The 24,134-nt window shown below is 61.1% G+C and carries 22 protein-coding genes; 8 read left to right on the forward strand and 14 right to left on the reverse strand.

Annotated features, from left to right (window positions below; translation table 11 throughout):
- Positions 1-67 precede the first annotated feature (67 nt).
- Both NX775_RS12505 and NX775_RS12510 read left to right on the forward strand, forming a co-directional pair.
- Positions 68-736: a pentapeptide repeat-containing protein gene (locus NX775_RS12505; RefSeq protein WP_258836308.1), complete on the forward strand. Its 669-nt coding sequence runs from the start codon at positions 68-70 to the stop codon at positions 734-736.
- 141 nt (positions 737-877) lie between these two features.
- The gene (locus tag NX775_RS12510; protein ID WP_258836309.1) at positions 878-2,458 is read left to right on the forward strand and encodes a sensor domain-containing diguanylate cyclase; all 1,581 of its coding nucleotides are present in this window, start codon (positions 878-880) and stop codon (positions 2,456-2,458) included.
- 31 nt (positions 2,459-2,489) lie between these two features.
- Here the strand turns inward: NX775_RS12510 and NX775_RS12515 are convergent, their stop codons facing one another.
- The 4 genes from NX775_RS12515 to dusA all read right to left on the reverse strand — a co-directional run bounded on the left by NX775_RS12515 (position 2,490) and on the right by dusA (position 6,763).
- A complete protein-coding gene (locus NX775_RS12515; RefSeq protein ID WP_258836310.1) occupies positions 2,490-2,915 on the reverse strand; it encodes a YXWGXW repeat-containing protein in 426 nt (141 codons plus the stop codon).
- Between the two features lie 231 nt (positions 2,916-3,146).
- Positions 3,147-3,491, reverse strand: a complete 345-nt coding sequence (locus NX775_RS12520) for an energy transducer TonB (RefSeq protein ID WP_183549598.1) — start codon at positions 3,489-3,491, stop codon at positions 3,147-3,149.
- Positions 3,492-3,578: 87 nt separating this feature from the next.
- Positions 3,579-5,381 (reverse strand): methyl-accepting chemotaxis protein, encoded by a 1,803-nt coding sequence (locus tag NX775_RS12525; RefSeq protein WP_258836311.1) that lies wholly within the window; start codon positions 5,379-5,381, stop codon positions 3,579-3,581.
- A 356-nt stretch (positions 5,382-5,737) separates the two neighbouring features.
- Positions 5,738-6,763 carry a tRNA dihydrouridine(20/20a) synthase DusA gene (gene dusA, locus NX775_RS12530; protein ID WP_258836312.1) on the reverse strand — a complete coding sequence of 342 codons (1,026 nt, stop codon included), beginning with the start codon at positions 6,761-6,763 and terminating at the stop codon, positions 5,738-5,740.
- 391 nt (positions 6,764-7,154) lie between these two features.
- Here dusA and NX775_RS12535 point away from each other — a divergent pair, with 391 nt between their 5' ends.
- The gene (locus NX775_RS12535) at positions 7,155-8,141 is read left to right on the forward strand and encodes a hypothetical protein (protein ID WP_258836313.1); all 987 of its coding nucleotides are present in this window, start codon (positions 7,155-7,157) and stop codon (positions 8,139-8,141) included.
- Between the two features lie 379 nt (positions 8,142-8,520).
- Positions 8,521-9,510 carry a hypothetical protein gene (locus NX775_RS12540; protein ID WP_258836314.1) on the forward strand — a complete coding sequence of 330 codons (990 nt, stop codon included), beginning with the start codon at positions 8,521-8,523 and terminating at the stop codon, positions 9,508-9,510.
- A 268-nt stretch (positions 9,511-9,778) separates the two neighbouring features.
- Here NX775_RS12540 and NX775_RS12545 read toward each other — a convergent pair whose 3' ends face one another.
- The 3 genes from NX775_RS12545 to NX775_RS12555 form a co-directional block, all read right to left on the reverse strand.
- A complete protein-coding gene (locus tag NX775_RS12545; RefSeq protein ID WP_258836315.1) occupies positions 9,779-10,063 on the reverse strand; it encodes a hypothetical protein in 285 nt (94 codons plus the stop codon).
- 576 nt (positions 10,064-10,639) lie between these two features.
- Positions 10,640-10,867: a hypothetical protein gene (locus NX775_RS12550; RefSeq protein WP_258836316.1), complete on the reverse strand. Its 228-nt coding sequence runs from the start codon at positions 10,865-10,867 to the stop codon at positions 10,640-10,642.
- Between the two features lie 192 nt (positions 10,868-11,059).
- Positions 11,060-13,258 carry a TonB-dependent receptor gene (locus tag NX775_RS12555; protein WP_258836317.1) on the reverse strand — a complete coding sequence of 733 codons (2,199 nt, stop codon included), beginning with the start codon at positions 13,256-13,258 and terminating at the stop codon, positions 11,060-11,062.
- A gap of 269 nt (positions 13,259-13,527) precedes the next feature.
- On the opposite strand from NX775_RS12555, the gene NX775_RS12560 reads away from it, so the two are divergent.
- The 3 genes from NX775_RS12560 to NX775_RS12570 all read left to right on the forward strand — a co-directional run bounded on the left by NX775_RS12560 (position 13,528) and on the right by NX775_RS12570 (position 17,085).
- Positions 13,528-14,385 (forward strand): flagellin N-terminal helical domain-containing protein, encoded by an 858-nt coding sequence (locus tag NX775_RS12560; protein WP_258836318.1) that lies wholly within the window; start codon positions 13,528-13,530, stop codon positions 14,383-14,385.
- Between the two features lie 86 nt (positions 14,386-14,471).
- Complete coding sequence (locus tag NX775_RS12565) at positions 14,472-15,320, forward strand: hypothetical protein (protein ID WP_258836319.1); 849 nt, start codon at positions 14,472-14,474, stop codon at positions 15,318-15,320.
- A gap of 139 nt (positions 15,321-15,459) precedes the next feature.
- Complete coding sequence (locus NX775_RS12570) at positions 15,460-17,085, forward strand: MFS transporter (protein WP_258836755.1); 1,626 nt, start codon at positions 15,460-15,462, stop codon at positions 17,083-17,085.
- Here the strand turns inward: NX775_RS12570 and NX775_RS12575 are convergent, their stop codons facing one another.
- From NX775_RS12575 to NX775_RS12605, 7 genes are read right to left on the reverse strand one after another with little or no spacing between them, the layout of a single operon-like run.
- Entirely contained in the window at positions 17,086-19,188 is a 2,103-nt protein-coding gene (locus NX775_RS12575) for a flagellar biosynthesis protein FlhA (RefSeq protein ID WP_258836320.1), read from the reverse strand. It lies immediately after the preceding gene.
- A complete protein-coding gene (locus tag NX775_RS12580; RefSeq protein WP_258836321.1) occupies positions 19,185-20,321 on the reverse strand; it encodes an EscU/YscU/HrcU family type III secretion system export apparatus switch protein in 1,137 nt (378 codons plus the stop codon). The genes NX775_RS12575 and NX775_RS12580 overlap by 4 nt, the downstream gene beginning before the upstream one ends.
- Positions 20,311-21,090, reverse strand: coding sequence for a flagellar biosynthetic protein FliR (gene fliR / locus NX775_RS12585; protein ID WP_183549577.1), 780 nt, complete (start codon positions 21,088-21,090; stop codon positions 20,311-20,313). The genes NX775_RS12580 and fliR overlap by 11 nt, the downstream gene beginning before the upstream one ends.
- A gap of 16 nt (positions 21,091-21,106) precedes the next feature.
- A complete protein-coding gene (gene fliQ / locus NX775_RS12590) occupies positions 21,107-21,376 on the reverse strand; it encodes a flagellar biosynthesis protein FliQ (protein ID WP_258836322.1) in 270 nt (89 codons plus the stop codon).
- Between the two features lie 33 nt (positions 21,377-21,409).
- Entirely contained in the window at positions 21,410-22,186 is a 777-nt protein-coding gene (fliP, locus tag NX775_RS12595) for a flagellar type III secretion system pore protein FliP (RefSeq protein WP_370660589.1), read from the reverse strand.
- Positions 22,186-22,536 (reverse strand): FliM/FliN family flagellar motor switch protein, encoded by a 351-nt coding sequence (locus tag NX775_RS12600; RefSeq protein ID WP_258836756.1) that lies wholly within the window; start codon positions 22,534-22,536, stop codon positions 22,186-22,188. Before NX775_RS12600 ends, fliP begins: the two co-directional genes overlap by 1 nt.
- Positions 22,537-22,541: 5 nt before the next feature.
- Complete coding sequence (locus tag NX775_RS12605) at positions 22,542-23,468, reverse strand: FliM/FliN family flagellar motor switch protein (protein WP_258836324.1); 927 nt, start codon at positions 23,466-23,468, stop codon at positions 22,542-22,544.
- A gap of 314 nt (positions 23,469-23,782) precedes the next feature.
- Between NX775_RS12605 and fliE the strand changes: the two genes are divergently transcribed.
- Positions 23,783-24,133: a flagellar hook-basal body complex protein FliE gene (fliE, locus tag NX775_RS12610; protein ID WP_258836325.1), complete on the forward strand. Its 351-nt coding sequence runs from the start codon at positions 23,783-23,785 to the stop codon at positions 24,131-24,133.
- The last annotated feature ends 1 nt before the right edge of the window (position 24,134 follow it).

Here is a 24,134-nt window from a genome sequence, read left to right on the forward strand (position 1 = left end):
CATGAGCGTAACCCGAGAACTTGACACCAGGCCGCCGCTTTGATGCGGGCTTTTTCAACACAAATTAATGCATACATTTACCGATTCCCCAAGCCGTGACGATATCGCTGCGGCACTTGCCAGCGGCAGCATTACGTTTATCGATTGCATGCTGGACGATGCCGATCTGTCGCGGCTCGATCTGCGTGGCAGCAGCTTCATCAATTGCAGCATTGCCGAAACCTCGTTTTACGCCGCCAAACTGGCGCAGACCACGTGGCAGCGCTGCCGCGGCCGCCAAGCCGATTTCGAGGCGGCCGACCTGACCGATGCGCAGTTCCAGAGCTGCGACCTGAACAACAGCAGCTGGCGCCGCGCGCGCCTTGCGTCCCTCACCTTCAAGGGCTGCAAGCTGACCGGTGCGAATTTCGAAGAAGCGGCGCACCTGGGTTTGACCTTCGAAGAATGCCTGCTGATCGGCGCCGACCTGCGCCGCATGTCGTTTCGCAAGTCGACGTTGAAGGGGCTCGATTTTTCGGATGCCGATCTGGCCGCCTGCGATTTTCGCGACACGGTGTTCGAAGGCGGCAGCCTGCGCAACGCCAGCCTGAAGCAGGCGCGCTTCGACAATGCCGACTTGCGCGAAGCGGATCTGTCGGGCTTGACGCTCGCCGACGTCAAGCTGTTCCAGGGCGCCTGGATCACGCCGCGCCAGGCAGCCGAACTGATCAGCGAGCTGGGATTGCGCGTGGCCTGAGCTTCCCGGCAGTTGTAACGGAACAGCGACAATTCGGGTGCAGCGGCGGCGCTGTGCGACAATTCGTCGGTTTTCTACAAGTAATCAGCGTCCCTGCAGCTGACGACCCTGGGCGTTTGTAGCGGCTCGCCATCTCCCACGATGCCAGACACCAGTGCCGTTCCCGAAATCTCCCGCCTGACCGCTGAAAAGCGCCCCGCCGTGCGCAATGCGGTGCTGTTCGTCGTTGCCCTGTGCCTGTTATTGCTGGCGATCCAGATCTCGGACAGCTGGCGCGCGCGCCAGGAACGTCTGGCCGAAGTGGCCGTGGCCACGGCCAATATGTCGCACGCGCTTGCGGCCCAGGGCGAGAGCGCCGTGCGCGTGGTCGATACCGTGCTGGCTGGCGTGGTTGAACGCGTGGAAACCGATGGGGCCGATCGCGGCGCTGAACGTGCCCGGTTGCAGCTGCATCTGAAGAATATGGCCTCGCAGGTCGAGGAGCTGCATGCGCTGTTCGTGTTCGGCGCCGACGGCCGCTGGTTGATGACGTCGCAAGACCGTACGCTGGCACACAACAATACCGATCGCGAGTACTTTCAATATCACCTGAAACACCGGGATCGCGGCGTGCACGTCGGCAAACCGGTGCGCAGCCGGTCGACCGGCGACTGGGTGCTGCCCGTGTCGCGCCGGCTGGATCATCCCGACGGCAGCTTTGCCGGTGTGGCGCTCGGCACCATCCGCATCGCGTATTTTTCGACGCTGTACGAAAGCTTCGACGTCGGCCGCGCCGGCGTGGTCATGCTCACGCTCGACGATGGCACGATGGTCTACCGCCTGCCGCACAGCGAGTCGCTGATCGGCACCAATGTCAGCAACGGCCCGATCCAGCAGATGTACCTGAGCCAGGGGCCGGTGGGCTCGGGCATACGGCGCTCGAAGATCGACGGCATCGAGCGGCTCTATAGTTACCGCCACCTCGACACCTATCCATTGATTGTCGCGACCGCACAATCGAAGGAGGAAATCCTCGCGAAATGGCTGCAGTCGGTGCTGACACAGGCCACGATCACGTTTGTCGCCATTGTTCTGCTGCTGGCTTTTGGCTGGCGGCTGGTGCGCCAGATCATGATTCGCGACCACCTGCAACACGAACTGGTGGGCGCGCGCGAGCAACTGCAGGAACATAACCGGGCATTGACCGTGCTGGCCGACCACGATGGCCTGACCGGCATTGCCAACCGGCGCCGTTTCGAAGCGGCGATGACTTTGGAAAATGCGCGCGCGGCGCGTAGCGGGCTGCCGCTGTCGATCGTGCTGATCGACGTCGACTACTTCAAGCGCTTCAATGATACGTATGGCCACGTGGCGGGCGACGCCTGTCTGCGCCAGGTAGCGGCGGCGCTGCGGGACAGCCTGGTGCGCCCGGCCGATCTGGCAGCGCGCTATGGTGGTGAGGAATTTGTGGCGTTGCTGCCGGATACCGATCCGGCCGGGGCCAGGATGGTTGCCGAGCGCATCCGCTGCGCCGTGATGGCGCTGCAGATCGCCCATGCCGGCAATGATACCGGCATCGTGACGATCAGCGCCGGCGTGTACACGTCAACGGTGGCCAGCACGACCGGAGAAGGCGTGGCCATTGCCGCCAGTAGCCTGGTGGAACGTGCCGACGCCCTGCTCTACCAGGCCAAGCTGTCAGGCCGTAACCAGGTCTGCGGCGGCGACAGCACGGCCACTTGAATCTAGTCGTGTGCTGCCGCTGCCTGCTTCATTAATAACGGTTAGGATTGTTCGGGCGGTTGTCATGGCGGTTCGGGACGCCATCGCGATCGCGGTCGCCGCGTGGACCGTTGTCACGGCCGCGCACTTCCTGACGCCAGCCGCCACGGTCGAGGTGCCAGCCATTGCGGTCCTGACGCCACTGTGCACGCTGATAAGCGTAGCCAGGACGCACTTTTTCCCAATGGCCGCCCACCCAATCATGGCGGCGACCGTTCCAGTTCCAGTAACCCGGCACCCAATCGAAACCACGGCGCGCGTTCGGCACAGCTTCGCGGCGCAGCGCTGGCGGCGCCTTCTTGATGATGATGACGTCGGCGCGCTGATGATGCGGCTGGGCTTGCACCGGTGCGAAAGCCGAGGTGCCGATCAGGAGCGCGGCAGCAGCAGCGGTGGCGGTGGAGAGGAAGGTTTTCATGGTGTGCTCCGTTTCGGTTGCTGTTTGTATGACTTCAATATACCGGGCGCATTCATTAAAAAGCGGGATTGAACCAAGTGATTACAGCAGTAACATATGGCAACAATCTTGTAACAACCAACATTGTTTGGTGCGGAGGGGAAATGACGCGGGAGGCGATGTTGCGAGGGATAAAACGACGCAGCCGGCACATGGCGCCGGCTGCGTGAAAGAGCGTACAGCGAGCGTGGATCAGTCCAGCTTGAAGGCGTAGTCGATCTTGGTCCAGGTCTGTGCTGGTGCGCCATCCTTGGTGCCCGGCTTGAACTTGCACGAGGTCAGGCCCTTGACCAGCGCGCGGTCCAGGTTCTTGAAGCCGCTCGACTTGTCGATCTTCGATTCCGTCACGGTGCCGTCCGCGGTGACCAGGAACGACGCGGTGGTCGTGCCCTGCTCTTCATTCATCAGCGACGCCTTCGGGTACTCGATGCTGCATTTCTTTGGATCGAACTGGGCCGAGGTTTCAGCGGCGAAGCTCGCGCCGGCAGCGGCGGTCAGGGTCAGTGCAACGAACAGTTTGGCGGACAGGTTTTTCATGGTTTCCCCACTTAAGGTTTTGAATTGAACGGCAATGGTCTGGGTGTGCGCCGCACGGCGGGCCGGCGCTGGTCGATTACTTAAAAATCAGAACTCTTCCCACTCGTCGGCGCTGGCGGTGGCGCTGACGGCGGCTTTCTTCGGCTTCGGCGCTGCAACTGCCTCGTCCGCTTTTTTCGGTGCAGCCGATGCTGCAGCCGGCTTCTTCAGTGCCGGTGGCGCCGGGCGCTTGACGACCGGACGCGCCACCACCGCAGTGGTGGTCACGGCTGGCGCTGCTGCCGGGGCCTTTGCCTGGGCCTGGGCTGGAACGTGGTGCTCTTCGCCCTCTTCCAGCTTGAAGATGCTGACCACGCGGGCCAGCTCGCCTGCCTGATCCTGCAGACTCTGTGCGGCTGCGGCGGCTTGTTCCACCAGCGCAGCGTTTTGTTGCGTCATGCTGTCCATCTCGATGATCGACGTGTTGACCTGGGCGATGCCGGCGCTCTGCTCGGCACTGGCGTTGGCGATTTCGCTCATGATGTCGGTCACGCGCTTGACGCTCGAGACCACTTCATCCATCGTCACGCCGGCCTGGCCGACCAGCTTGCTGCCGCGCTCGACCTTCTCGACCGAGTCACCGATCAGCGTCTTGATTTCTTTTGCTGCCGCGGCCGAACGTTGCGCCAGATTGCGCACTTCGGATGCCACGACCGCAAAGCCACGGCCCTGTTCACCGGCACGTGCCGCTTCGACTGCCGCGTTCAGCGCCAGGATGTTGGTCTGGAAGGCGATGCCATCGATGACGCCGATGATGTCCGAGATCTTGTTGGCCGAGGTATTGATCTCGCCCATCGTGCCCACCACTTGCGACACCACATCGCCGCCCTTGCGGGCCACGTCCGACGCGGTTGCCGCCAGCGCATTGGCTTCGCGGGCACTGTCGGCGTTCTGTTTCACGGTCGCGGTCAGCTCTTCCATCGCCGAGGCGGTCTTTTCCAGCGAGCTTGCCTGCAGTTCGGTACGCGACGACAGATCGATATTGCCAGCGGCGATTTCACGCGAGGCGGTGCCGATGGTTTCCGTACCGCGACGCACTTGCTCGACGATACCAACCAGGCTGTTGCGCATTTCTTTCATTTCGACCAGCAGGCTGCCGCGGTCCGACGCCTTCGTGTCGATGACGATCGACAGGTCGCCATGGGCGATGCTGCCGGCGATTTTCGCCGTGTAAGCCGGCTCGCCGCCGAGCTGCTTGAGCAGGCTGCGGGTAATGACCACGGCAGCAACGATACCGATGACGACCGCCAGCACCAGCAGGACCAGCATGAAGTTACGGGCATTGGCAAACGCCGTTTCGGCATCGGCCTTGCTTTGAGCATTCTGCTTGTCTTCCAGGGCCGACAGCGCATTCAGGGCGTCGGTCCACTTGCGCTGCACGGGACGCACTTCGCGGATCATCACGCGGGTGGCGCCCATCGCATTTGCCGCCAGATACAGATCGGTAGCGCGGCCAATGGCGGGCATCGCGGTCGCTTCGTGTTCCTTGATCTGGTTCAGCAGCGCCTTTTCCTGATCATTGGCATAGGTTGCGAACAGCGCAGCCAGCTTGGCCTGGGCCGCATCGTACTTGGCGGTTTGTTCCTTGAATTTGACGATTTCCGGTTCCATGTCGGCCGGGTCGGTCATCAGGGTCAGCACGCGCAGCGAAGCGAGGCGATCGCTGACGTTGTTGCGCATTTCGACCACGAGCCCGGTCGATACATTACTGACGCTCACCACGTGATCGAGGCGATCCTGGATCTGCGCCATGCGCAGGATGCCGACCACCGCGACTGCGACTAGCAGTACCAGAACCAGTGCGAAACCGAGGGCCAGACGGGTGCCGACCTTCATGTTGTTCAAATTCATTCGTGTTTTCCCTGTAACTTATTGATCGAAACTCGTCCGGTAGAGATCGCGTCCCGCGATACGCCGTACGATGCGCAAGTGAAAGCTATGTTTCTTATAGTTTTCAGCTATTTCCTAAAGGATAAATGAAGATTTCCTCGCTGAACGAGAAAATCTCTTTCTCCGATGAATTGTTTCAACACAACAACAGGGTTGATGTGGTTCAAGAATTGGAACAGAGAAACATTATGGAACTCACGTTGCCCTTCGGCAAGCAAATTTGAAGCCTCAAGATAGTTTCGGTATGGAAATGTCTCGCTTTGTCGACAGACGAAAAAAAAGCGTGCCAATGCACGCTTTTTGTCAGTGAGGTGTGCTTACGCGGTTGCAGGCATCCGGGCAGCGGCAGCCAGCAACAGGCGTGCATCGCCCAGCGCCAGCTGCTTCGAGTCCGACAACGTCTGGCGGAAAGCGCGTGCGCCCGGCAAACCCTGCATCAGGCCCAGCATGTGGCGCGTGATGCTGTTCAGTTTCAAGCCCAGCGGGCCGTACTGGCGCAGCTGCGCCTCGATGTACGGGATCATCGCTTCGAGCACGTCGGTGCGCGTGCGCGGTGTGCTGGGGGCATCGTAGAAACGTGCGTCCCAGTCAGCCATCGTCCACGGGTTGTGATAGGCCTCGCGACCGAGCATGACGCCGTCGACGTGCTGCAGATGCAGCGCGATCTCGTCGTCGCTCTTGATGCCGCCGTTGATGATGATCTCGAGGTCGGGAAACTCGCGCTTGAGTTCATACGCCACGGCGTAGCGCAGCGGCGGGATCTCGCGGTTTTCCTTCGGCGACAGACCTTTCAGGATCGCGTTGCGGGCATGCACGATGAACGTCTTGCAGCCGGCATCGGCGACCGTGCCGATGAAGTCGCGCACGAAGCCGTATTCTTCATTGTGATCGATGCCGATGCGGTGCTTGACGGTGACGTCGATCGAGACAGCGTCGCGCATCGCCTTGACGCAGTCGGCCACCAGTTGCGGCTCGTTCATCAGGCATGCGCCAAAAGAACCCTTCTGCACGCGCTCGGAGGGGCAGCCACAATTCAGGTTGATCTCGTCGTAGCCCCACTGCTCACCGAGCTTCGCGCTCTTGGCCAAGTCACCCGGGTCGCTGCCGCCCAGTTGCAGGGCAATCGGATGCTCGATGTCGTCGAAGCGCAGGTGACGTTCGGCGTCGCCATAGACCAGCGCGCCGGTGTTGACCATCTCGGTGTAGAGCCAGGTATGGCGAGTGATCTGCCGGTGGAAGACCCGGCAGTGGCGGTCGGTCCAGTCCATCATGGGGGCAACCGACAGGCGGCGAGATGGCGGCACAATGGCAGTAGCAGCCGGAATGGTCGAAGAAGTGCTCATGCTGGAGGGTGTGGTCGCCTGGGAGCAGGCGATGAATACTGTCGAAAACGCGCCATCATAAGCCAAAGCTGTTCACGCTGCATGCATGCAGCTGGATCGGTTGTGGTGAGCGCCGCGATGCACGAACGCCAGACTTGAGCAAAGATGTTGTTGAGGTCGGTTTTCGATTTCAGGGTGCGTGCCAAGGCTTGGACAGTGCCGTGCAAGCGCTGGGGGCCGATATGGTCAGGTCGAAGTCGTGTCTGAATGTCAGACCTGACACCGGAGTTAGACACTGGGCGCTGACATGGTCAGGTTGAGGTCGTGTCTGAATGTCAGACCTGACATGGGAGTTAGACAGAGAAAAGCTTTAAAATCAAAGCAGTGAATCGATATCCAACAAGGAGACTAAATGAACAAAGCAGGATTCTTGGTTTCGCGACGTGCTCATTCTTGGCTGGGCACCCCCCCAACAGTAGGTCATGAAGAATCTATAGCAGTGAGTGATGAAGACTTGATCATTCGAGCTAAGGAGATTATTTTTACAAAAGATTATCCGAACGGCTTAATGATAAAGGCTAGTCGTGGCGGCTTAATAACCTTTAATTTTGAAGGAATAAAAGGATTTAAAAGCAGTGAAGAAATCAACTCTAATCTCAAAAAAAATGAGAACTTGTCCGCTGCACTTCTAAATGCAAGAACTCCTATAGGTGATGCCCTGAATTCTTTCTTGGCTTGTCTAAATGGCTCCCTACAGCAATCAACAGGAATTGTTGAGCTTGAAGGGGTACAGAATAACAGACTATATGAAGTAGACTCTAACCTGTCGGCAATTCATACAGTATCTTATCCTGTTGGTAATTTACGCTATCGGCCCCACACTATCGGAGTAGCCCAGCTTGAGGCCGCTGCCGATGCTCTAAATTCATTGCTCACACACCCCGACAGTGATGCGATTAAGTGTATTTCCTTATACAATCTATCAGTCGCATCGTTTGGACAACTCGACTTTGCCCGTAGCTTAATAACAGCATGGGCAGTGGTGGAAAAGCTAATCAATGTTTTATGGACACAATTTATTTCCACAAATTCTCAAAACAATATCAACCGCTTCCTGTCTCCACCTACAAGCGGAGCACGTGCAGATAAATTGAAATCAAATAACATCACCGCATCGATCAAAACAGAAATTCTCTCGATAACCAACATAATCACCGAAGAAGAATACCGCGAAATAGAAAAATCTCGCAAAGCACGAAACGAATGGATGCACACGCTAAAAAATATAAGCCACGAGGATGCTATTTCATGCGCATTTGCAGCTGCTCTGTTAATTAAAAAAATCTATCATCTGAAAGTACAAACGAAATATCAAGCTTGGGGTTCATGGGCTGAGTGAAAAAAGCAGCGCCATATGCTAGTCAGAATTAATGATGCTATACCGATACTCTATAATTTGTAAAAGGATCGTTATCAGCATCTTTTCTTGTATTTCCGAAAGTCCTAGTTCAGCCATGCCCCGCAGTCTCTGCATAACGCGCCGCGCAGATTAGCATGCTGGCGTAGCAGTTTGATTGCCCTGGCCTACGACCTATCGTAGTCGTTGGTGACCGGACGCTCGACCGCCGGGCATGAGGCTGCCAGTGCGCTATCAAGGGATGCTTTTGTTGGTGAGTTCAACTGCAGTGGTGCATCCACCTAAAATTCTAAGTCATATCCAATGTGGATTGCGCATAAGTTAAATTCCGCATTCTCCATTTTTAACGAAAGGAACTCGGGTGAGCAAAAAAACTATTACCGAACAGATTGACGAAGAATTCGAGCGTAAGGTTGGCGCAATAGAGGATGCTCTACTGCTGCGACGCGCAGAAAAGACTTTTTTTCTAATCGCAGTAACCGCCATATTTATTTTGGCGATATATTCTCTTAATTTCGGATGGCCATTACTCTCTAAACTTCCCAATAGCGCAACATGGAAAGACTTCTCATCGATGCTTTCTGCCAAAGGTAGTGAATGGGGCGAATTTGGTGACTTTCTTGGAGGGGTTTTAAATCCAGTGATAGGTATAGGAACAATTTATTTGATCCTTGTAAATGTAAGATTGCAAAAAAAAGAACTAGGTCTAGCACTTAAGGAGATGAGGAATTCTAACGATTCGCTATCAGTTCAGAATGCAGCGATCGAAATACAAAATTTCCAAAACACTTTTTTTAATTGGTTCAACAGCTATCGTGAAATCGTAAGCGATGCTCGATTTATGTCCCACGACCGTGAAATCATTGGTGCACCAGCACTCCATTCGCTCTATAAGGGTAATTTTAATGGGTCAGAAATCGATCTTATATTCAAGGCGGAACAGATAGAAGACGCATTTTTATCTTTTTCCAATTATGACTCCATAACAGACAGCGATGTTAACCAAAAAATCGACGATATTATTTTGGAGAAGTGGTCTGATTTCAAATCTAAATATTATTCAGCAGATTCATCCGTCAATTCTCTCATGGGATTGATTGACTGGATTCAAAATCATGCGCTCACACCAAAAATAAAGAACGAATACATTAATATTCTAGCATCTCAGTTATCGTTGATTGAAATGACCTTCGTACTTTACGAAGCATATAAGAAGGGTGGATTAAGTCTAAGCCAATTAAACTACCATAAATTCTTTGATAAAATCACGAAATACGACGACCCATCCACCTACTTTCTTAGAATGCGATGCTTAGCGGCTGAATTAAATCAGGCTCGTACAATGGCGTAGGTGGAGATAGAATTTGGCAAAGTTTTAACCTCCTCATCATATTGCCTTCTAGTATTTATGGCACTGAGATGGATTTCTAGAGGCAATGCCGTGGGTGCCGGTCGATGGCGAGCTTTGGCACGGCATTACTTCGGCCAAGCCTATACAGTCTTCGTGTGGCGCGCCGCACGTAGCGTACTGGTGCAGCAACCCGATCGCCCACTCTTGCCAGGCATCGAAGTCGTCGGCTGCCGGGAAGGCTACATCCGGGCACGGCGTCGCCAGCGTGCTATCGAGGGATGCTTTTGTTGGCGGCTTCGATTGAGGCGCCGAGGTTGCGCACGCGATCAGCGCCAGGCATACAACCAACAGGCAGAGGTTTCACATTGCGCAGCTCCTTGGTGAGCGCCGACATGCGCGGCGCCAGGGTGGATTTAATTGGGGCGAACTCGGTGGTCGCCTTGGTGATGCGCGCGGCGTCGGCCTGCAGCGTGGTCAGCACCAGCTCCGAGTGGCTGCGCATGGTTTCCGCGTGCGCGCGCGTGCGCGCGCTGCAGCTCGGCGATTTCGGCATCGCGTCGCCAGCCATTCGATAACCGACCGACGGCGCTGGCCAGCGCCATCGTCAGTAGGCCCACGCCGGCTGCCAGCGCGCGGTATTGGTCCGGGATGATTTGGCCGCCATGCATTTACGGTGCCGCTCGAGTTGGCGCCCACACGCCTGGGCAGATCCGGTTGCCTGGGATTGAGCAGTCGTAACCGCCCGACTTCTTGTAGAGCAGCAGCTGGCTGCAGCCCTACGGATAGCAGCTGGTGAGCAGCTCGCGTCGCATGGAAGACGTCGACCAAGCGCCGGTGCCGTACTGGTAGATCCAGTCAATCATCGGGACGACACGCAGGCGCTGCTCGAGAAGTTAGTTGAATTCGTTGCAATTCACGCTTGTGTTCGCCTACCAGCACTGCGCGATGCTAGTTGTATTGCCGCGCTACGGCGACGTCGTTGCGCAACACCGCCACTGGACTTGATTAGTAAGAAGGAAGCAGTCCGTTCGCCAAAGGACGTACGACAACAGTTAAACCGTGCATTCCAGCGAGTGCGGCCACCTGCGCGCAGGGTATACCAGCAGACAAAAGAGCAGTGCGGACCGCCCTACATCATCAGTTGCAGGAAAGCCCCACTAAAATCCACCGCCTTCTCCAGCACCATATCGGCGCAATAAGCGCCGTCAAACTTGATCTGTTGCTGGACGATAGCTGACATCGCGCCGTCACCTGTATTGCTGGACGCCGATAGTACGCACTCCCATTGCTCTCCGGCTTTTTTCACTGTCGTGATCGCAAGGGAACGATCACTTATTTCAAAGGTTATAAGTTTCATCACATGTTCGCAAAATATGTGAAGAACTATACCCTAGGGCAACAGAATGCACGCGATTCAGTTACCGCAAAACAACGCCTGAAACAACTTTTTTGTTCCAAATCTCGTGCCTCATACCGGCGCTACCCAAAAAGCTCGGGACCTGCCTGCATTCGCCATGCAGGCCGGTCCCGGCAACCAACGTAGTACTACTTAGAAGTCGACCTGCGCCGACAGCAGCACCGTGCGCGGCGCCGCAGTCGTGCCAACCGTGGCCAGCGTGCTGCTCGACAGCCAGTAGCGCTTGTTGGCCGCGTTCTCGACGCTGGCGCGCAGCACGACCGGCTTGCCCATCAGTTCAGTACGATAACGCGCGCCGAGATCGAAGCGCGTCCACGACGAGATATACACGGTATTGGTCACATTCTGCGCCAGCTCGGCCGTGTGAATCGCGCGGGCGTTGAGGCTCAGGCCGCTAATCCATGGCAAGTCCCAGTCGATGCCGGCATTGAATGCATTCTTCGGCACGCCCGTGGCTTTCTTGCCTTCGTTGATGCCGCCGGCGGTGCGCTGCTGTTTGGCATTGTAGAACGTGGCGCTCGTCATCAGGCGCAGGCCCGGTGCGGCTTCGCCGACCGCCGATAGTTCCAGGCCGCGGTTGCGCTGCGTGCCATCCAGGCTGTAGACCGTCGTCAGCGGATCGGTGATCGCGTTCGGACGATCGATCTGGAACACGGCGGCGCCGAGCAGGACGCGGCCGGTATCGACTTTCGTGCCCACTTCGTATTGCTTGGACTTGAACGGGGCGAAGACTTCACCGGCGTTCGCGGCCGTGGCCGGGGCGGTGCTGCCGCGGGTCAGGCCCGACGTGAAGTTGGCGTACAGCGAGACGTTCTCCATCGGCATGACGACCAGGCCAGCCAGCGGCGAGACGGCGCTCTCGCTGTACGAGCTCGTCACCGCGCCGCCTGGCGCCACGTTGTCGGCCGACACCTTCTGCTTGCGCAAGCCGCCGGTGAACAGTACGCGACCGTCCAGGAACGTCAGCGTGTCGGTCAGCGAGACGCTCGACAGCTCGGTTTCCGACGTCTTGGTCGGCGCCAGGCGATCGCCCGTCATCGGCGTGATCGCGACCGGGTTGTAGATGTTCGACAGCTGCGACGAGCTTGGCGCGGCCGACAGGTAAAAGCTGCCCGCTTCGCTGTCCAGGCGCGAGACCGAGGCGGTGATGTAGTGCTTGAGGCCGGCCGTGTCCAGGCTCAGGCGGGCGCCGACTTCGCCGGTCTTGCTGCGTCCATAGGCGTCATACCAGGCGTTGGTCAGGCGGAAGTTGCCGGCGGCGTCGACCGCGTTCAGTGCGCGCGCCGTCGGGAAGTCCTGCTCGCTGGCGCCGTAGTGGTAGCCGGCTGTCGCGTAGACCATCAACTGCTTCGACACGTCGTATTCGAGGCGCGAGGCAATCGTCGCGTCGCGGAACTCGAGGTCGGCGCCGCGGTACACGGCTCGGTGGCCCGACGGTGGCGCCGGGATCGACGCGATGTCAGGCCGGAAGCTGTTCTGCGCGCGGAAGTTGTCGGTCTTTTCTTGCTGGCCGTAGCTGTCCAGGGTCCAGCGCAGTTTTGGCGACCGGTAGTCGAGTGCGATTGCGGCCAGGCCGACCTCCTGCTTGCCGTCGTCGATATTGGTGTCGCCGCCGCGGATCACACCGTTGACGCGCACGCCCCAGGCGCCGTTGTCGCCAAAGCGGCGGCCGACGTCCACATGGGTGCCAAACAGCGCCTTGCTTTCATAGGTAGCCGTCACGCGCGTCAGTGGCTGGTCGCCGGCGCGCTTGGTCACGATATTGATGTTGCCGCCGACGCTGCCGTTCGGGCTGATGCCGTACATCAGCGTGCCCGGGCCCTTGAGCACTTCGACGCGCTCCATGATGGCGGCCGGCATGCGGTTCGACGACGACAAGCCGTACAGGCCGTTCAGGCCGACGTCGCCGCTGGTGACATTGAAGCCCCGGATCTGGAAGTCTTCGCTGAACCCGCCGGTCGACGTCATCACGCGCACCGACGCTTCGTTGACGACGACGTCGGCCAGTGTGCGCACCTGCTGGTCTTCGAGGATCTGCGACGTATAGTTGGTTGTAGAGAACGGCGTCTTCATGATGTCCGCCTCGCCCAGGATGCCCAGTCCGCCGCTGCGACCGATCTGTCCGCCGGCATAGGCCGGATCGGCCTGCACTTTCGCACCGGTGATGATCACCTTCTCCACTGCGGCCGGCCCTGCTTCCTGCGCATTGGCGGCAAATGGCAGCGCCAGGATCGGCGCCGAGGCGACGACGCTGACGAGAGCGCTCCTGACCAGGCGCGACAGGATCGATTCGACGGGTGGGCGTGATGAGGCGTTGGCGTGCTGGGTCATGGTTTGGCGATCGTAAGGTGCGAAAAACCGGGATTCTAACAGAGATGAGAATCATTATCATCCTCATTCGCATTGTCAGGGCCTTCGCATCGCTGCCACGTGCGCCACGATGAGCTGGTCAGTCCGGGCCTTGTCACCCGCTGAAAAATTATTTTAAAAAATTTCGATAAAGAATTTAATGCCGTACGGAAATGTGTCGCCTTGTACTCATGAGAGCGAGTGACGCACTCGACATACAGAATTCTTACCCTACATTTTCGGAGTCCATCATGCTGAGCCTGCACACCAACAACGCTGCCCTGTCCGCACAAAACGCCATCTCGAAGACCCAGAGCAATCTTTCGACCTCGATGACCCGCCTGTCGACCGGCTACCGCATCAACTCGGCAATGGACGACGCGGCCGGCCTGCAGATCGCTTCGCGCCTCAAAGCCCAGACTTCGGGCATGAGCGTTGCCATGCGCAACACCCAGAACTCGACCGCAATGCTGCAAACGGCCGAAGGCGCGCTGGATGAAGTCTCGAACATGCTGGTTCGCATGAAGGATCTGGCAACCCAGGCTGCCGATGCATCGTCGAGCGCCAACGACAAGACCGCCATGCAGTCGGAATACGATGCGCTGGGCAAGGAACTGTACAACGTCATGAACAACACCTCGTTCGGCGGCAACAAGCTGCTGATCGGCGGTACCACTGCATCGTCGATGACCTTCCAGATCGGCGCGTCGTCGACCGAAACCATGACGGTCAACCTGGGCACCAACCTCACCGCAGTGGCAACCGCTGTCACCGCCGCTACCTCGAACTATGCTGCAGCGCCTGCAGCCGCAGGTACTGAGCTGACCGGCGCAGCCAATGCAACGATCGCTCTGCTGTCGACCGCACTGGACAGTGTGGGCACCGTGCGCTCGGACATCGGCGCCGCCGCCAACCGCCTGGAACACGTCAACAACAACCTGTCGAACATCAGCACCAACACCAAGCAAGCTACCGGCCTGATCATGGACGTCGACTTCGCTACCGAAAGCGCCAACATGACGTCGAGCCAGATGCTGCTGCAAGCCGGTACCGCCATGCTCAAGCAGTCGAACAGCATGTCGTCGATGGTCATGTCGCTGCTGCAATAATGGCCGCATACCCGGGCCTCACCCCGGGTTAGACTCCAAAGGCCAGCCACGCGGTTGGCCTTTTTTCATTTTTGACAGGCATTCCGATGGCCCATATGTTCCCCGTTGCCGCGCTGCCGCCGCCAACCCTCGCGCCATTGCAGGTCGGCGCCGTGGTGGCCCCGGCCGCCGTGCTGGCTGGCGGCGCCGATGCATTGCCGCTGCCGTTTTCAGCGCCACTGTCGCCGGATACCACGGCGACGGGCAAGCCGGGCGCCGAGTCCGGCGGCGATGGCGCCGCCATGCGGCCGGACCAGGTGCTCCTGGCGCGCCAGCTGGCCTATCAGCAGCAGGACGGCGCCGGCCTGGCGCGGGCCTGGCGCAGCCAGGTGCGTAATCATGGCAGCCAGCTGACCAGCCGCGCGCTGGCCGACATGGGCGGGCATCTGTCGCCGGCCATGCTCGCTGCGGGGCAACAGGGCCAGGTCGTGCACCAGCCCCAGCTGCTCGCGACGCACCAGGATGCCTGGCGCTTCACGGTCCATGGTGCCGGCGACAAGCCGCAGCACCTGGCTGTGGTGGCCGACGAGGCCGACAAGCCCCCCGGTCGCCGCCGCCGTGCGCGCGCCGCACTGCACCTCGAACTCGAACTGGCCGACGGCAGCGCCGTCGTGATCCAGGTCGAACCCACGCCGCAGGGCCTGGTGATCGACGTCTGCGCGCCCGATGCGGGCGCGCTCACGCGCCTGCGCTGGCTGCAGCCCGAACTCGAGACCGTGCTGAAGCGGGCCGGTCTGACAGTACTGCGCTGGGGCTTTCGCGATACCCTGCCCCCTGGGCGCAGCCACGCGATGATCGCCAACGCCGAAGAGGCGGCGCAAGCGCTGACGCCGGCCGTGTTCCGCGCCGTCGCCGAACTGGCGCTGCTGCTGCCCGCCGAGCGCGGGCGCGGCTGACTGATCCAGCCGGCTGAGCAGCGCGCCGCCCCCGGGGCTGCGCCGACTACAATGGCGCTTGTCTTCACGCATTCGCCCTATCAATGACACGCTGCAGATGCACGCGGCCAGCTGCGCCGCTGCCGGTGAGCTCACCGGCATGACCAAATCCCAGACCCCTGCTCCGGCGCCCTCGGCCAACGACGCCGCGCCGCCGCCATCGGCATTCGGCCCGATGCGCGCCCCCGTGTTCCGCATGCTGTGGCTGACCTGGCTGATCGCCAACACCTGCATGTGGATGAACGACGTGGCCGCCGCCTGGATGATGACGTCGCTGACGAGCGCGCCGATCTGGGTCGCGCTGGTGCAGACCGCGTCGATGCTGCCCGTGTTCCTGCTCGGGCTGCCCAGCGGCGCGCTGGCCGACATCCTCGACCGGCGGCGCTATTTCATCATCACGCAGTTCTGGGTCGCCGTCGTGGCCACGATCCTGTGCGCGGTGATCCTGGCCGACGCCATCACGCCGCCGGTGCTGCTGGCGCTGACGTTTGCCAACGGCATTGGCCTGGCCATGCGCTGGCCCGTGTTCTCGGCGATCGTGCCCGAACTGGTGCCGCGCGCGCAATTGCCGGCAGCGCTGGCATTGAATGGCGTGGCGATGAACGCGTCGCGCATTGCCGGGCCACTGGCGGCCGGGGCCATCATCGCCAGCCTGGGCAGCGCCTACGTGTTCGTGCTCAATGCGGTGCTGTCGGTGATTTCGGGCTTCGTGATCATGCGCTGGCGCCGCACGCACGTGCCAAGTCCGCTGGGGCGCGAGCGGATCGGCGGCGCGATGCGCGTCGGCCTGCAGTTTGCGCGGCACTCCAACCGCGTAAAGGCAGTGCTGGCGCGGGTGGCGGCGTCGTTCTTCCACTCCACCGCCCTGATGGCGCTGCTGCCGCTGGTGGCGCGCGCGCAGGGCGGCGGCGGCGCTGGCGTCTTCACGCTGCTGCTGGCCTGCATGGGTGGCGGTGCGATCAGCGCTGTGTTCTTCCTGCCGCGCATGCGCCAGGCGTTCAGCCGCGATACGCTCGTCATGGCCAGTACCGTGCTGTCGGCGGCGATGATCGCGGTGGCGGCCGTCAGCACGAACGTGGTGCTGACTTCTAGCGCGATGTGGCTGTCGGGGATGGCATTCATCGTGTCGGCCAATTCGCTGAGCGTATCGATGCAGATGGCCCTGCCCGACTGGGTGCGGGCGCGCGGGATGTCGATCTACCAGATGGCCCTGATGGGCGCGAGCGCGACGGGCGCAGCCGTCTGGGGCCAGGTCGCAACGCTCGACAGCGTGCAGCACAGCCTGTTGTATGCCGCCGGCAGCAGCGTGGTCGTGATGGCGCTCGTGCTGCGCCTGATCCAGGACCGCGAGCTGCTCGAAGACATGACGCCGTCGTCCGCGCTCAAGGCGCTGGCGCCATCGCTCTCGCCGCTGCAGGATGGCGGGCGCCTCGTGCTGACGGTGGAATACCGGATCGACCCGGAGCGCACCGAGGCCTTCATGGCGCTGATGGAACTGAGCCGGCGCGCGCGCCTGCGCCAGGGTGCCCTCAGCTGGACCTTGCTGCGCGACGTCAGCGATCCGGGATTATTCACCGAGCAGATCATCGATCCGTCCTGGACCGAGCACCTGCGCCGTTTCGACCGCGCCACGGCGGGCGACGCCGCGCTGCGCGAGCGCAAGCTGGCGTTTCACCTGGGACCGGACGGCCCGGTGATCACGCGACGCCTCGTGGCGAAGGGCTGATCAGCCCACCGTGCCGACGATCGACACGTCGCGGTTTTCGGGGATCTCGTTGTACGACAGCACGTGCAGGCCCGGCGCGAACAGCCGCGCATAGCGGGCCAGCAGTGGCCGCACCTGTGGCAACACGAGCAGCAGCGGCGGCGTGTGCTGGCCTTTCATCTGCTCGCGCGCGACCGGCATATTGATCTGCAGTTGCGCCAGCAGTTGCGGATCGATCGGGTAATTGTCCAGCGCGACCTTGCCGCCGCCATTCTGGCGCGCCTGATTCAGGGACCCGAGCAGCATGTTTTCCAGTTCGGCCGACAGGTTAAAGGCCGGCATGTCTTTCTTTTTGCCGAACAGCGTCGAGACGATCTGGCGCCGCAGCGCGCAGCGCACTTCGGCCGCCAGCAGGATCGGGTCCTTGGTCGTCTCCGAGCTGTCGAGCAGCGTGGTGGCGATCACCACGATGTCCTTCAGTGAGACGCCTTCGGTCAGCAGCACGCGGAACACGCGCAGCAGTTGGGTGTGCGTGAGCGCCTTGTCGAGCGCCGCGGCCAGCTTGGGCGACAGCGCCGTCAGGCGTTCCATGATCGCCGGCACGTCTTCGTGGCGGAACAGTTCATGCAGGTATTCGCGCACCACTTTCGACACGTGCGTCGCGATCGCGCTCGGCACTTCGACCACCTGATAGCCCAGCCCCAGCGCATGCGCCTTCTGCTCGGGCAGGATCCACGTGATCGCCATCCCGTAGGCCGGCTCGATGCCGGGGATGCCATCGAGTTCGCCGTACACGTTCGGTGACGGGATCGCCAGCAGATGGTCGGGCATGACTTCGGCCTCGGCCACGACGGTGCCCGACAGGCTGATCGCGTATTGCGTCGGGCGCAGCGCCAGGTCGTCGCGCACCGAGATCGCCGGCAGCAGCATGCCCATCTGCTCCGACAGGCTCTGGCGCACGCCCTTGATGCGCTTGGCCAGCGGCTCGGCCTGGGCACGGTCGATCATGCCCACCAGCTTGTAGCCCACTGCCACCGTCACCGCCTGCACGACCGGCAGCGCCTGCCAATCGAGCTCGGGCACGCGGTCGTCACGCAAGGCCGCTTCGATCTTTGCCACGCCCGCCACGTCCGGCGCGCCGATGCGCTTGGCCATCGTCCAGCCTACCCAGGCCAGCACGCCCGCGGCCACCGTGAAGAACCACCACGGCATGCCCGGCACGATCGCCAGGATCATCATCACCCCGGCGGCCGAGTACAGCACGCCCGGCCGGGCCAGCAATTGCTGGCTGACCTGGTCTTCGAGGTCGCCCGACTCGCCGATGCGCGTGACCAGGATGGCGGCGGCAGCCGACAGCAGCAGCGCCGGGATCTGGCCCACCAGGCCGTCGCCGATCGTGAGCAGCGCGTACACGCGGAACGCATCGGCCAGCGGCAGGTCGTGCATCAGCGAACCGATGGCGACGCCGCCGATCAGGTTGATGATCAGGATCAGGATCGAGGCAATGGCGTCGCCGCGCACGAATTTGGAGGCACCGTCCATCGCGCCATAGAAGTCGGCTTCGGCGGCGACGTCCTTGCGCCGCGTGGTCGCCTGCTCCTGGTTGACCAGGCCGGCATTCAGGTCGGCGTCGATCGCCATCTGCTTGCCGGGCAGCGCATCGAGCGTGAAGCGCGCCGAGACTTCCGAGATGCGCTCGGCGCCCTTGGTCACGACGATGAAGTTGATGATCATCAGGATCACGAACACCACCAGGCCGACGACGAAATTGCCGCCGATGACGACGTTACCGAACGATTCGATGACCTGGCCGGCCGCGTGCGTGCCTTCGTGACCGTTGAGCAGAACGACGCGGGTCGAGGCCACGTTCAGCGCCAGGCGCATCAGGGTCGTGCCCAGGATCACGGTCGGGAACACCGAGAAGTCGAGCGGGCGCTTGGCCGTCACGGCCACCAGAATCACGATCAGCGACAGCACGATGTTGAACGTGAACAGCACGTCGAGCAGGATCGGCGGCAGCGGCAGGATGATCATCCCCAGCAGCGCAATCAGGAACACGGGCGCGGCGAACTTGTGGCGGCGCAGCTCTCCCACGAAGGCGTTGAAGGTATTCGTCACGGTCATGCTTGAGCCTCACTCAGGTGCGGTGGTACGACCACCTCGTTGGGGAACCGCGGCGGCGCCTGGCGCCTGCCTGCACGGAACGCATTCAGTTGTAAAACATAATTGAGCACTTGCGACACGGCCTGGTACAGCGGCGCGGGAATCTGCTGCTGCACCTGGCTCGTGTGATAGATCGCGCGCGCCAGCGGCGGCAGCTCCACTACCTCGAGTCCGTGTTCGACGGCCACACGGCGGATGAACAGCGCCATCTCGTCGACACCCTTGGCCACCACGAACGGCGCCTCGGCGCGGTCGACGTCGTACTTGAGCGCCACCGCGTAGTGCTCGGGATTGACGATCACGACGTCGGCCGTCGGCACTGACTTGCGCACGCTGCGCTGGGCCAGCTGGTTTTGCAGCTGGCGGATGCGCTGCTTGATTTCCGGGCGGCCTTCACTGCTCTTGTGCTCTTCCTTGATGTCCTGCTTGCTCATGCGCTGGTTGCGCATGAAGAGAAAACTCTGCACCGGCACGTCGATCAGCGCGAACAGGATGAACACCGCCACCAGCGCCATCAGCGCGTCGAACACCAGCGTGCCGCCGGCGCCGATGGCAACGTCGAGCGGCATGCGCTGCAACTCGATATAGCCCTTGATGCTGCCGTTCGAGACATGCCACAGCACGATGCCGAGCACGATCGCCTTGGCCGCCGACGTCAGAAAGCCCACCCAGTGCTTCTGCTTGAACAGGTTGCCCAGATTGGTCAGTGGATTGAGGCGGCTGAACTTCGGCGCCAGGTTCTTGCCGCTGGCGACGATGCCGCCCGGGATCGCGCCGGCGATGACGATCGCCAGCGGCACGGCCAGCAATGGCAGCACCATGTGCACGAGCAGCAGCAGCGCTGACGAAAACACCGTGGACAATGCGTTTTCCATGGCGCCCGCCTCGCCCAGCGGCACGAACACGAGACGAAACAGGTGGCGCATGTCGTCCAGGTACCCCGGCAGCATCATCATGAAGACCTTCAGGCTGATCAGGATGCCGACGGCCGTCGCCAGGTCGCGCGAACGCGCCACCTGCCCCTCGTCGCGCGCTTTCTTGAGCTTTTGCGCCGAGGGTTTTTCGGTCTTGTCGCCGCTGCTGCTATCGGCCATGGGCCAGCCTCATTTGTTCGGTCAGCATTTCCAGCACCTGGTTGGTCATCGCGATGTAGTGCTCCGGGATGAAGCGCACCAGCTGGATCAGCATCAGCAAGCCAAAAATCGTCACCAGCGAAAAGCCCAGTGAAAACAGGTTCAGGCTGGGCGCGACGCGGTTCAGAAAACCAAAGCCGATCTGCACCACCACGGTGGAAAACACGAGCGGCAGCGCCAGCAGGATCGCGGCGGCAAATACCCAGCTCAGGTTCAGCGCCACGGCTTCGAGCAGCATCGGCTGCAAGCCGCCGCCGACCGGCCAGGCCAGAAAACTCTGGCCCAGCACCGCCACCAGCACCAGGTGCGCGTCGATGGCGAAGAACACCAGCATCGCCACCAGCGCCATCAGGCTCGAAATCACGTCCGAGGCCTGGCCATTGACCGGGTCGTTCATGGTCGCCATCGAAAAGCCGATCTGGCTCGAGGCCAGGAAACCCAGCATGCTGATGGCCGCCATCGCGAACTGCAGCGCCAGGCCGATGACGGCGCCGATCACGGCCTGCTCGAACATCGCCAGCACGCCGGCCAGCGAAAACGCATCGGGCATCGCGCCCTTGCTCGTCAGCGGCAGCATCAGAAACGACAGCACCACCGCCAGCAGCGCGCGCACCGGGATGGGGATCGTGCCGTCGCCCAGCACGGGCGCGGTGATCATCATCGCCATGATGCGGCAGAACGGCCACCACAGGGCGCCGATCAGCGGCATCAGGAAGCCGTACAGTTCCATCGGCGCGCGCCCTGCCCTAGCCGACGAGCGTTGCGGCGCGCTGGAACACCGAGATGCAGTAATCCATCAGCGTCGACGTCATCCAGTGGCCGGCCAGGATCACGGCCAGCAGCGTGACCAGCAGGCGGGGCAAAAAACTCAGCGTCTGTTCGTTGATCTGGGTGGCCGCCTGCACCAGCGCCACCAGCAGGCCGACCAGCAGGCCCGGGATCACCAGCACCATCACCATCAGCATGACAATCTGCAGGGCCTCGACCACGAGGTCGACGGCGATATCGGGACTCATCGCGATTCTCCCGTGGCCAGGCCGGGTTTGATACTAGTACGCATGGATACTGCCGACCAGTGTGCTCACCGTGAGCGTCCAGCCATCGACCAGCACGAACAGCAGCAGCTTGAACGGCAGGGAAATGACAAGGGGCGAGAGCATCATCATGCCCATCGCCATCAGCACCGACGACACCACCAGGTCGATGATCAGGAACGGGATGAACAGCATGGCGCCGATCTGGAACGCGGTCTTCAGTTCGGACAGCACGAACGCGGCCAGCTTGACGGGGAAGCTGTGCTGCTGCGGCGGCTGCGCCGTCGATTCTCCGGCCAGACGGGCGACCTGCGCCAGTGAGGCCTTGCTGGTCTGGGCCAGCATGAAGCGCGAGACGGGCTGTTCGGCGATGCGCAGTGCGGTCTCGAGGCCGATCTTGTCCTGGTCGTACGGCAAAAAGGCCTGGGTCCACACCTGCTCGCCCACGGGGCGCATCACGAGGATGGTCAGGATCAGGGCGATGCCGGTGATGATCCGGGTGGGCAGGCCCTGCTGCAGGCCAAGCGCCTGGCGCAGCAACGACAGCACGATCACGAAGCGCGTGAAGCAGGTCATCATCATGACCATCACGGGCAGCAGCCCGAGCAGCGTCATGAGCACCAGGATCTGCGACTTGACGCTCATGCCGGCGCTGGTCGAGGTGGCGCCGGGCAGCACGCCGGCCAGCAGGTCCTGGTTCTGGGCCGCGGCCGGGACCGCCATCAGCAGCCCCACCAGCAGCGCTGACAGAAGCGCAGGGGCACGGGCCCTTACGCCCCCGGTAAAGCACATCATGGCGCGAGAATGTCCAGGTTCAGGCCTTCGAGATCGATCACCTTCAGGCCGTACTGCTCGCCCGCGACCACCACTTCGGCGCGGCCGATCGGGGTGCCGTTGACCTTGATGACCAGCGGCTCGCCGGCCAGCGAATCAAGGGGCAGCACCGACGATGGCCCGATGTCCATCAGCTCCTGCAGCGAGATGCGCACCGAACCGACTTCGAGGGTCAGCGTGACAGGGATGCGCCGCATCATCTGCGGCAGCTGGCGCGCGCCGCTCCGGCCGGCGGCGGCGCGCAACGCATCCTCGCTGTCCAGATCGTCAATGATGACGTCACCACTCAGTTGCTCGTTGAGATTCATGTCCATTATTCGGCATCTTCAAAAGAGGTTAAACACAGCTTGCCCTTGTGCTCGGCCACCGCGGCGGTGAACAGGCGGGAGTTGTCCAGCACGACATCGGCACGACCGACCGACACCGGAATCACATCCCCGACCTGCAGTCCGAACAGCGTGCCGAGCGTGATCTCCTTGCTCACCAGGCAGCCTTCAAGCTTGACTTCGAGACGCGAGGCCAGTGGTTCACCGGGCATGCGCGCCCCGCCCGACGCCCGCACGGCGCCGCGGTCGGCCTTGACGCCCTGCAGTACGCAAGCCATCAGGGCATGGTCGAGCCCGATCCAGATCTGCCCTTCCGGCGCGGCCTGGGTTGGCTCATCGGTATCACGCCGGCCGTACTGGGCGCGCAGCATGGCGCGCAGCACCCAGCCGGTCTTGCCTGGTGCACCCGCCGGCACGATTGCGGCGCCGGCGCCGGCGCTGGCCTTGACGGGCGCGGGCGGGCTGTCCAGCCGTGCCAGGCCGTCGGCCACACGTGCATCGAGAAGGCTTGCCAATTGCTGGGCCAGCGTGACAGCAAGACGCTCCTCGGTCGCTGTCACACGTTCTGCAACCGGAGTTTGCTGCACTGCAGCAGGATTCGACGGCTGACGGCGTGCGTAACGCCCTTCCAGCAGCCCCAGAAGCAGGGTCCGCTCGAAGGCCACAGCCGCTACGCCGTATGGGCCACTGATCCCCAGCCAGCGCAGTCCTGGCTGCTCCGGCGCCCGCTCGAAGGCAAGGTGTTCAAGGCGGTATGCGCCCCAGTGCCGGCGCCCGCCAGGCGATGCCATTTCGGCACCAATCGCCTCGGCCAGACCGGCAGCAAACGCTGGAAGCAGATGCACCGGACGCCCCAGCAGGCACGGATCGAGCACCTGATGGTCGCGTCTTCGGTCAAGTTGATTGATTGGCATCTGTATTTATCAAAAGTTAATGTCACATTGCTTTGATTCCCGGCAGCAATAATTATACAGTGACTTTTGCCGCCGCAAGTTTGACATATCACTTTGATTTATCATTTGCCCTACGGTAATATCTAGTCGTTGCATCGCAGCATCACCCTGTTTTCAGAGTGAGCGCCTAGGGGAAAAGGATTCTTTCTGCATGAGGTGAGTCGCTCGACGTACTGACTCGCCAAGCCCGGATTTAACAATTTCATAACGGAAAATTCGGAAAAAGCGGTATTTTTTGTCGCCGATGAACAACACTAAATTTTGAAGGAAACACGATGGCAATGGAACTTGCCGGCCTCATTCGGGCCGATCTGGCACAACTAAGCAACGATGCGAGTCGCCTGGCCATCGCCCCGGCTGCCGCATCATTTGCCGAGCTCGGCGCTCCGTCGGGCGGGACGAGTGCTTTTTCATTTACCCAAGCCATGCAGAGCGCCATTGCCGGCGTCGATGCGCAGGACCAGGCCGCGAGCGCCCGGGTCACGGCGGTTGAGACCGGCAAGAGCGACGACCTGGTCGGCGCCATGCTGGCCAGCCAGGAAGCCAGCCTCTCGTTCTCGATGCTGATGCAAGTACGCAACAAGGTCATGGGCGCAGTCGATGAACTGCTCAAGCTCCCGATCTGAT

It is taken from the genome of Massilia aurea (genome assembly GCF_024753205.1).
GTDB lineage: Bacteria > Pseudomonadota > Gammaproteobacteria > Burkholderiales > Burkholderiaceae_D > Telluria > Telluria aurea.

Excerpts from the sequence above, each read along its gene's own strand:
- NX775_RS12505 (WP_258836308.1), top strand. The coding sequence starts at position 68 with ATGCATACATTTACCGATTCCCCAAGCCGTGACGATATCGCTGCGGCA.
- NX775_RS12510 (WP_258836309.1), top strand. The coding sequence starts at position 878 with ATGCCAGACACCAGTGCCGTTCCCGAAATCTCCCGCCTGACCGCTGAA.
- NX775_RS12515 (WP_258836310.1), bottom strand. The coding sequence starts at position 2,915 with ATGAAAACCTTCCTCTCCACCGCCACCGCTGCTGCTGCCGCGCTCCTG.
- NX775_RS12520 (WP_183549598.1), bottom strand. The coding sequence starts at position 3,491 with ATGAAAAACCTGTCCGCCAAACTGTTCGTTGCACTGACCCTGACCGCC.
- NX775_RS12525 (WP_258836311.1), bottom strand. The coding sequence starts at position 5,381 with ATGAATTTGAACAACATGAAGGTCGGCACCCGTCTGGCCCTCGGTTTC.
- dusA (WP_258836312.1), bottom strand. The coding sequence starts at position 6,763 with ATGAGCACTTCTTCGACCATTCCGGCTGCTACTGCCATTGTGCCGCCA.
- NX775_RS12535 (WP_258836313.1), top strand. The coding sequence starts at position 7,155 with ATGAACAAAGCAGGATTCTTGGTTTCGCGACGTGCTCATTCTTGGCTG.
- NX775_RS12545 (WP_258836315.1), bottom strand. The coding sequence starts at position 10,063 with ATGCCGAAATCGCCGAGCTGCAGCGCGCGCACGCGCGCGCACGCGGAA.
- NX775_RS12550 (WP_258836316.1), bottom strand. The coding sequence starts at position 10,867 with ATGAAACTTATAACCTTTGAAATAAGTGATCGTTCCCTTGCGATCACG.
- NX775_RS12555 (WP_258836317.1), bottom strand. The coding sequence starts at position 13,258 with ATGACCCAGCACGCCAACGCCTCATCACGCCCACCCGTCGAATCGATC.
- NX775_RS12560 (WP_258836318.1), top strand. The coding sequence starts at position 13,528 with ATGCTGAGCCTGCACACCAACAACGCTGCCCTGTCCGCACAAAACGCC.
- NX775_RS12565 (WP_258836319.1), top strand. The coding sequence starts at position 14,472 with ATGGCCCATATGTTCCCCGTTGCCGCGCTGCCGCCGCCAACCCTCGCG.
- NX775_RS12570 (WP_258836755.1), top strand. The coding sequence starts at position 15,460 with ATGACCAAATCCCAGACCCCTGCTCCGGCGCCCTCGGCCAACGACGCC.
- NX775_RS12575 (WP_258836320.1), bottom strand. The coding sequence starts at position 19,188 with ATGACCGTGACGAATACCTTCAACGCCTTCGTGGGAGAGCTGCGCCGC.
- NX775_RS12580 (WP_258836321.1), bottom strand. The coding sequence starts at position 20,321 with ATGGCCGATAGCAGCAGCGGCGACAAGACCGAAAAACCCTCGGCGCAA.
- fliR (WP_183549577.1), bottom strand. The coding sequence starts at position 21,090 with ATGGAACTGTACGGCTTCCTGATGCCGCTGATCGGCGCCCTGTGGTGG.
- fliQ (WP_258836322.1), bottom strand. The coding sequence starts at position 21,376 with ATGAGTCCCGATATCGCCGTCGACCTCGTGGTCGAGGCCCTGCAGATT.
- fliP (WP_370660589.1), bottom strand. The coding sequence starts at position 22,186 with ATGTGCTTTACCGGGGGCGTAAGGGCCCGTGCCCCTGCGCTTCTGTCA.
- NX775_RS12600 (WP_258836756.1), bottom strand. The coding sequence starts at position 22,536 with ATGAATCTCAACGAGCAACTGAGTGGTGACGTCATCATTGACGATCTG.
- NX775_RS12605 (WP_258836324.1), bottom strand. The coding sequence starts at position 23,468 with ATGCCAATCAATCAACTTGACCGAAGACGCGACCATCAGGTGCTCGAT.
- fliE (WP_258836325.1), top strand. The coding sequence starts at position 23,783 with ATGGCAATGGAACTTGCCGGCCTCATTCGGGCCGATCTGGCACAACTA.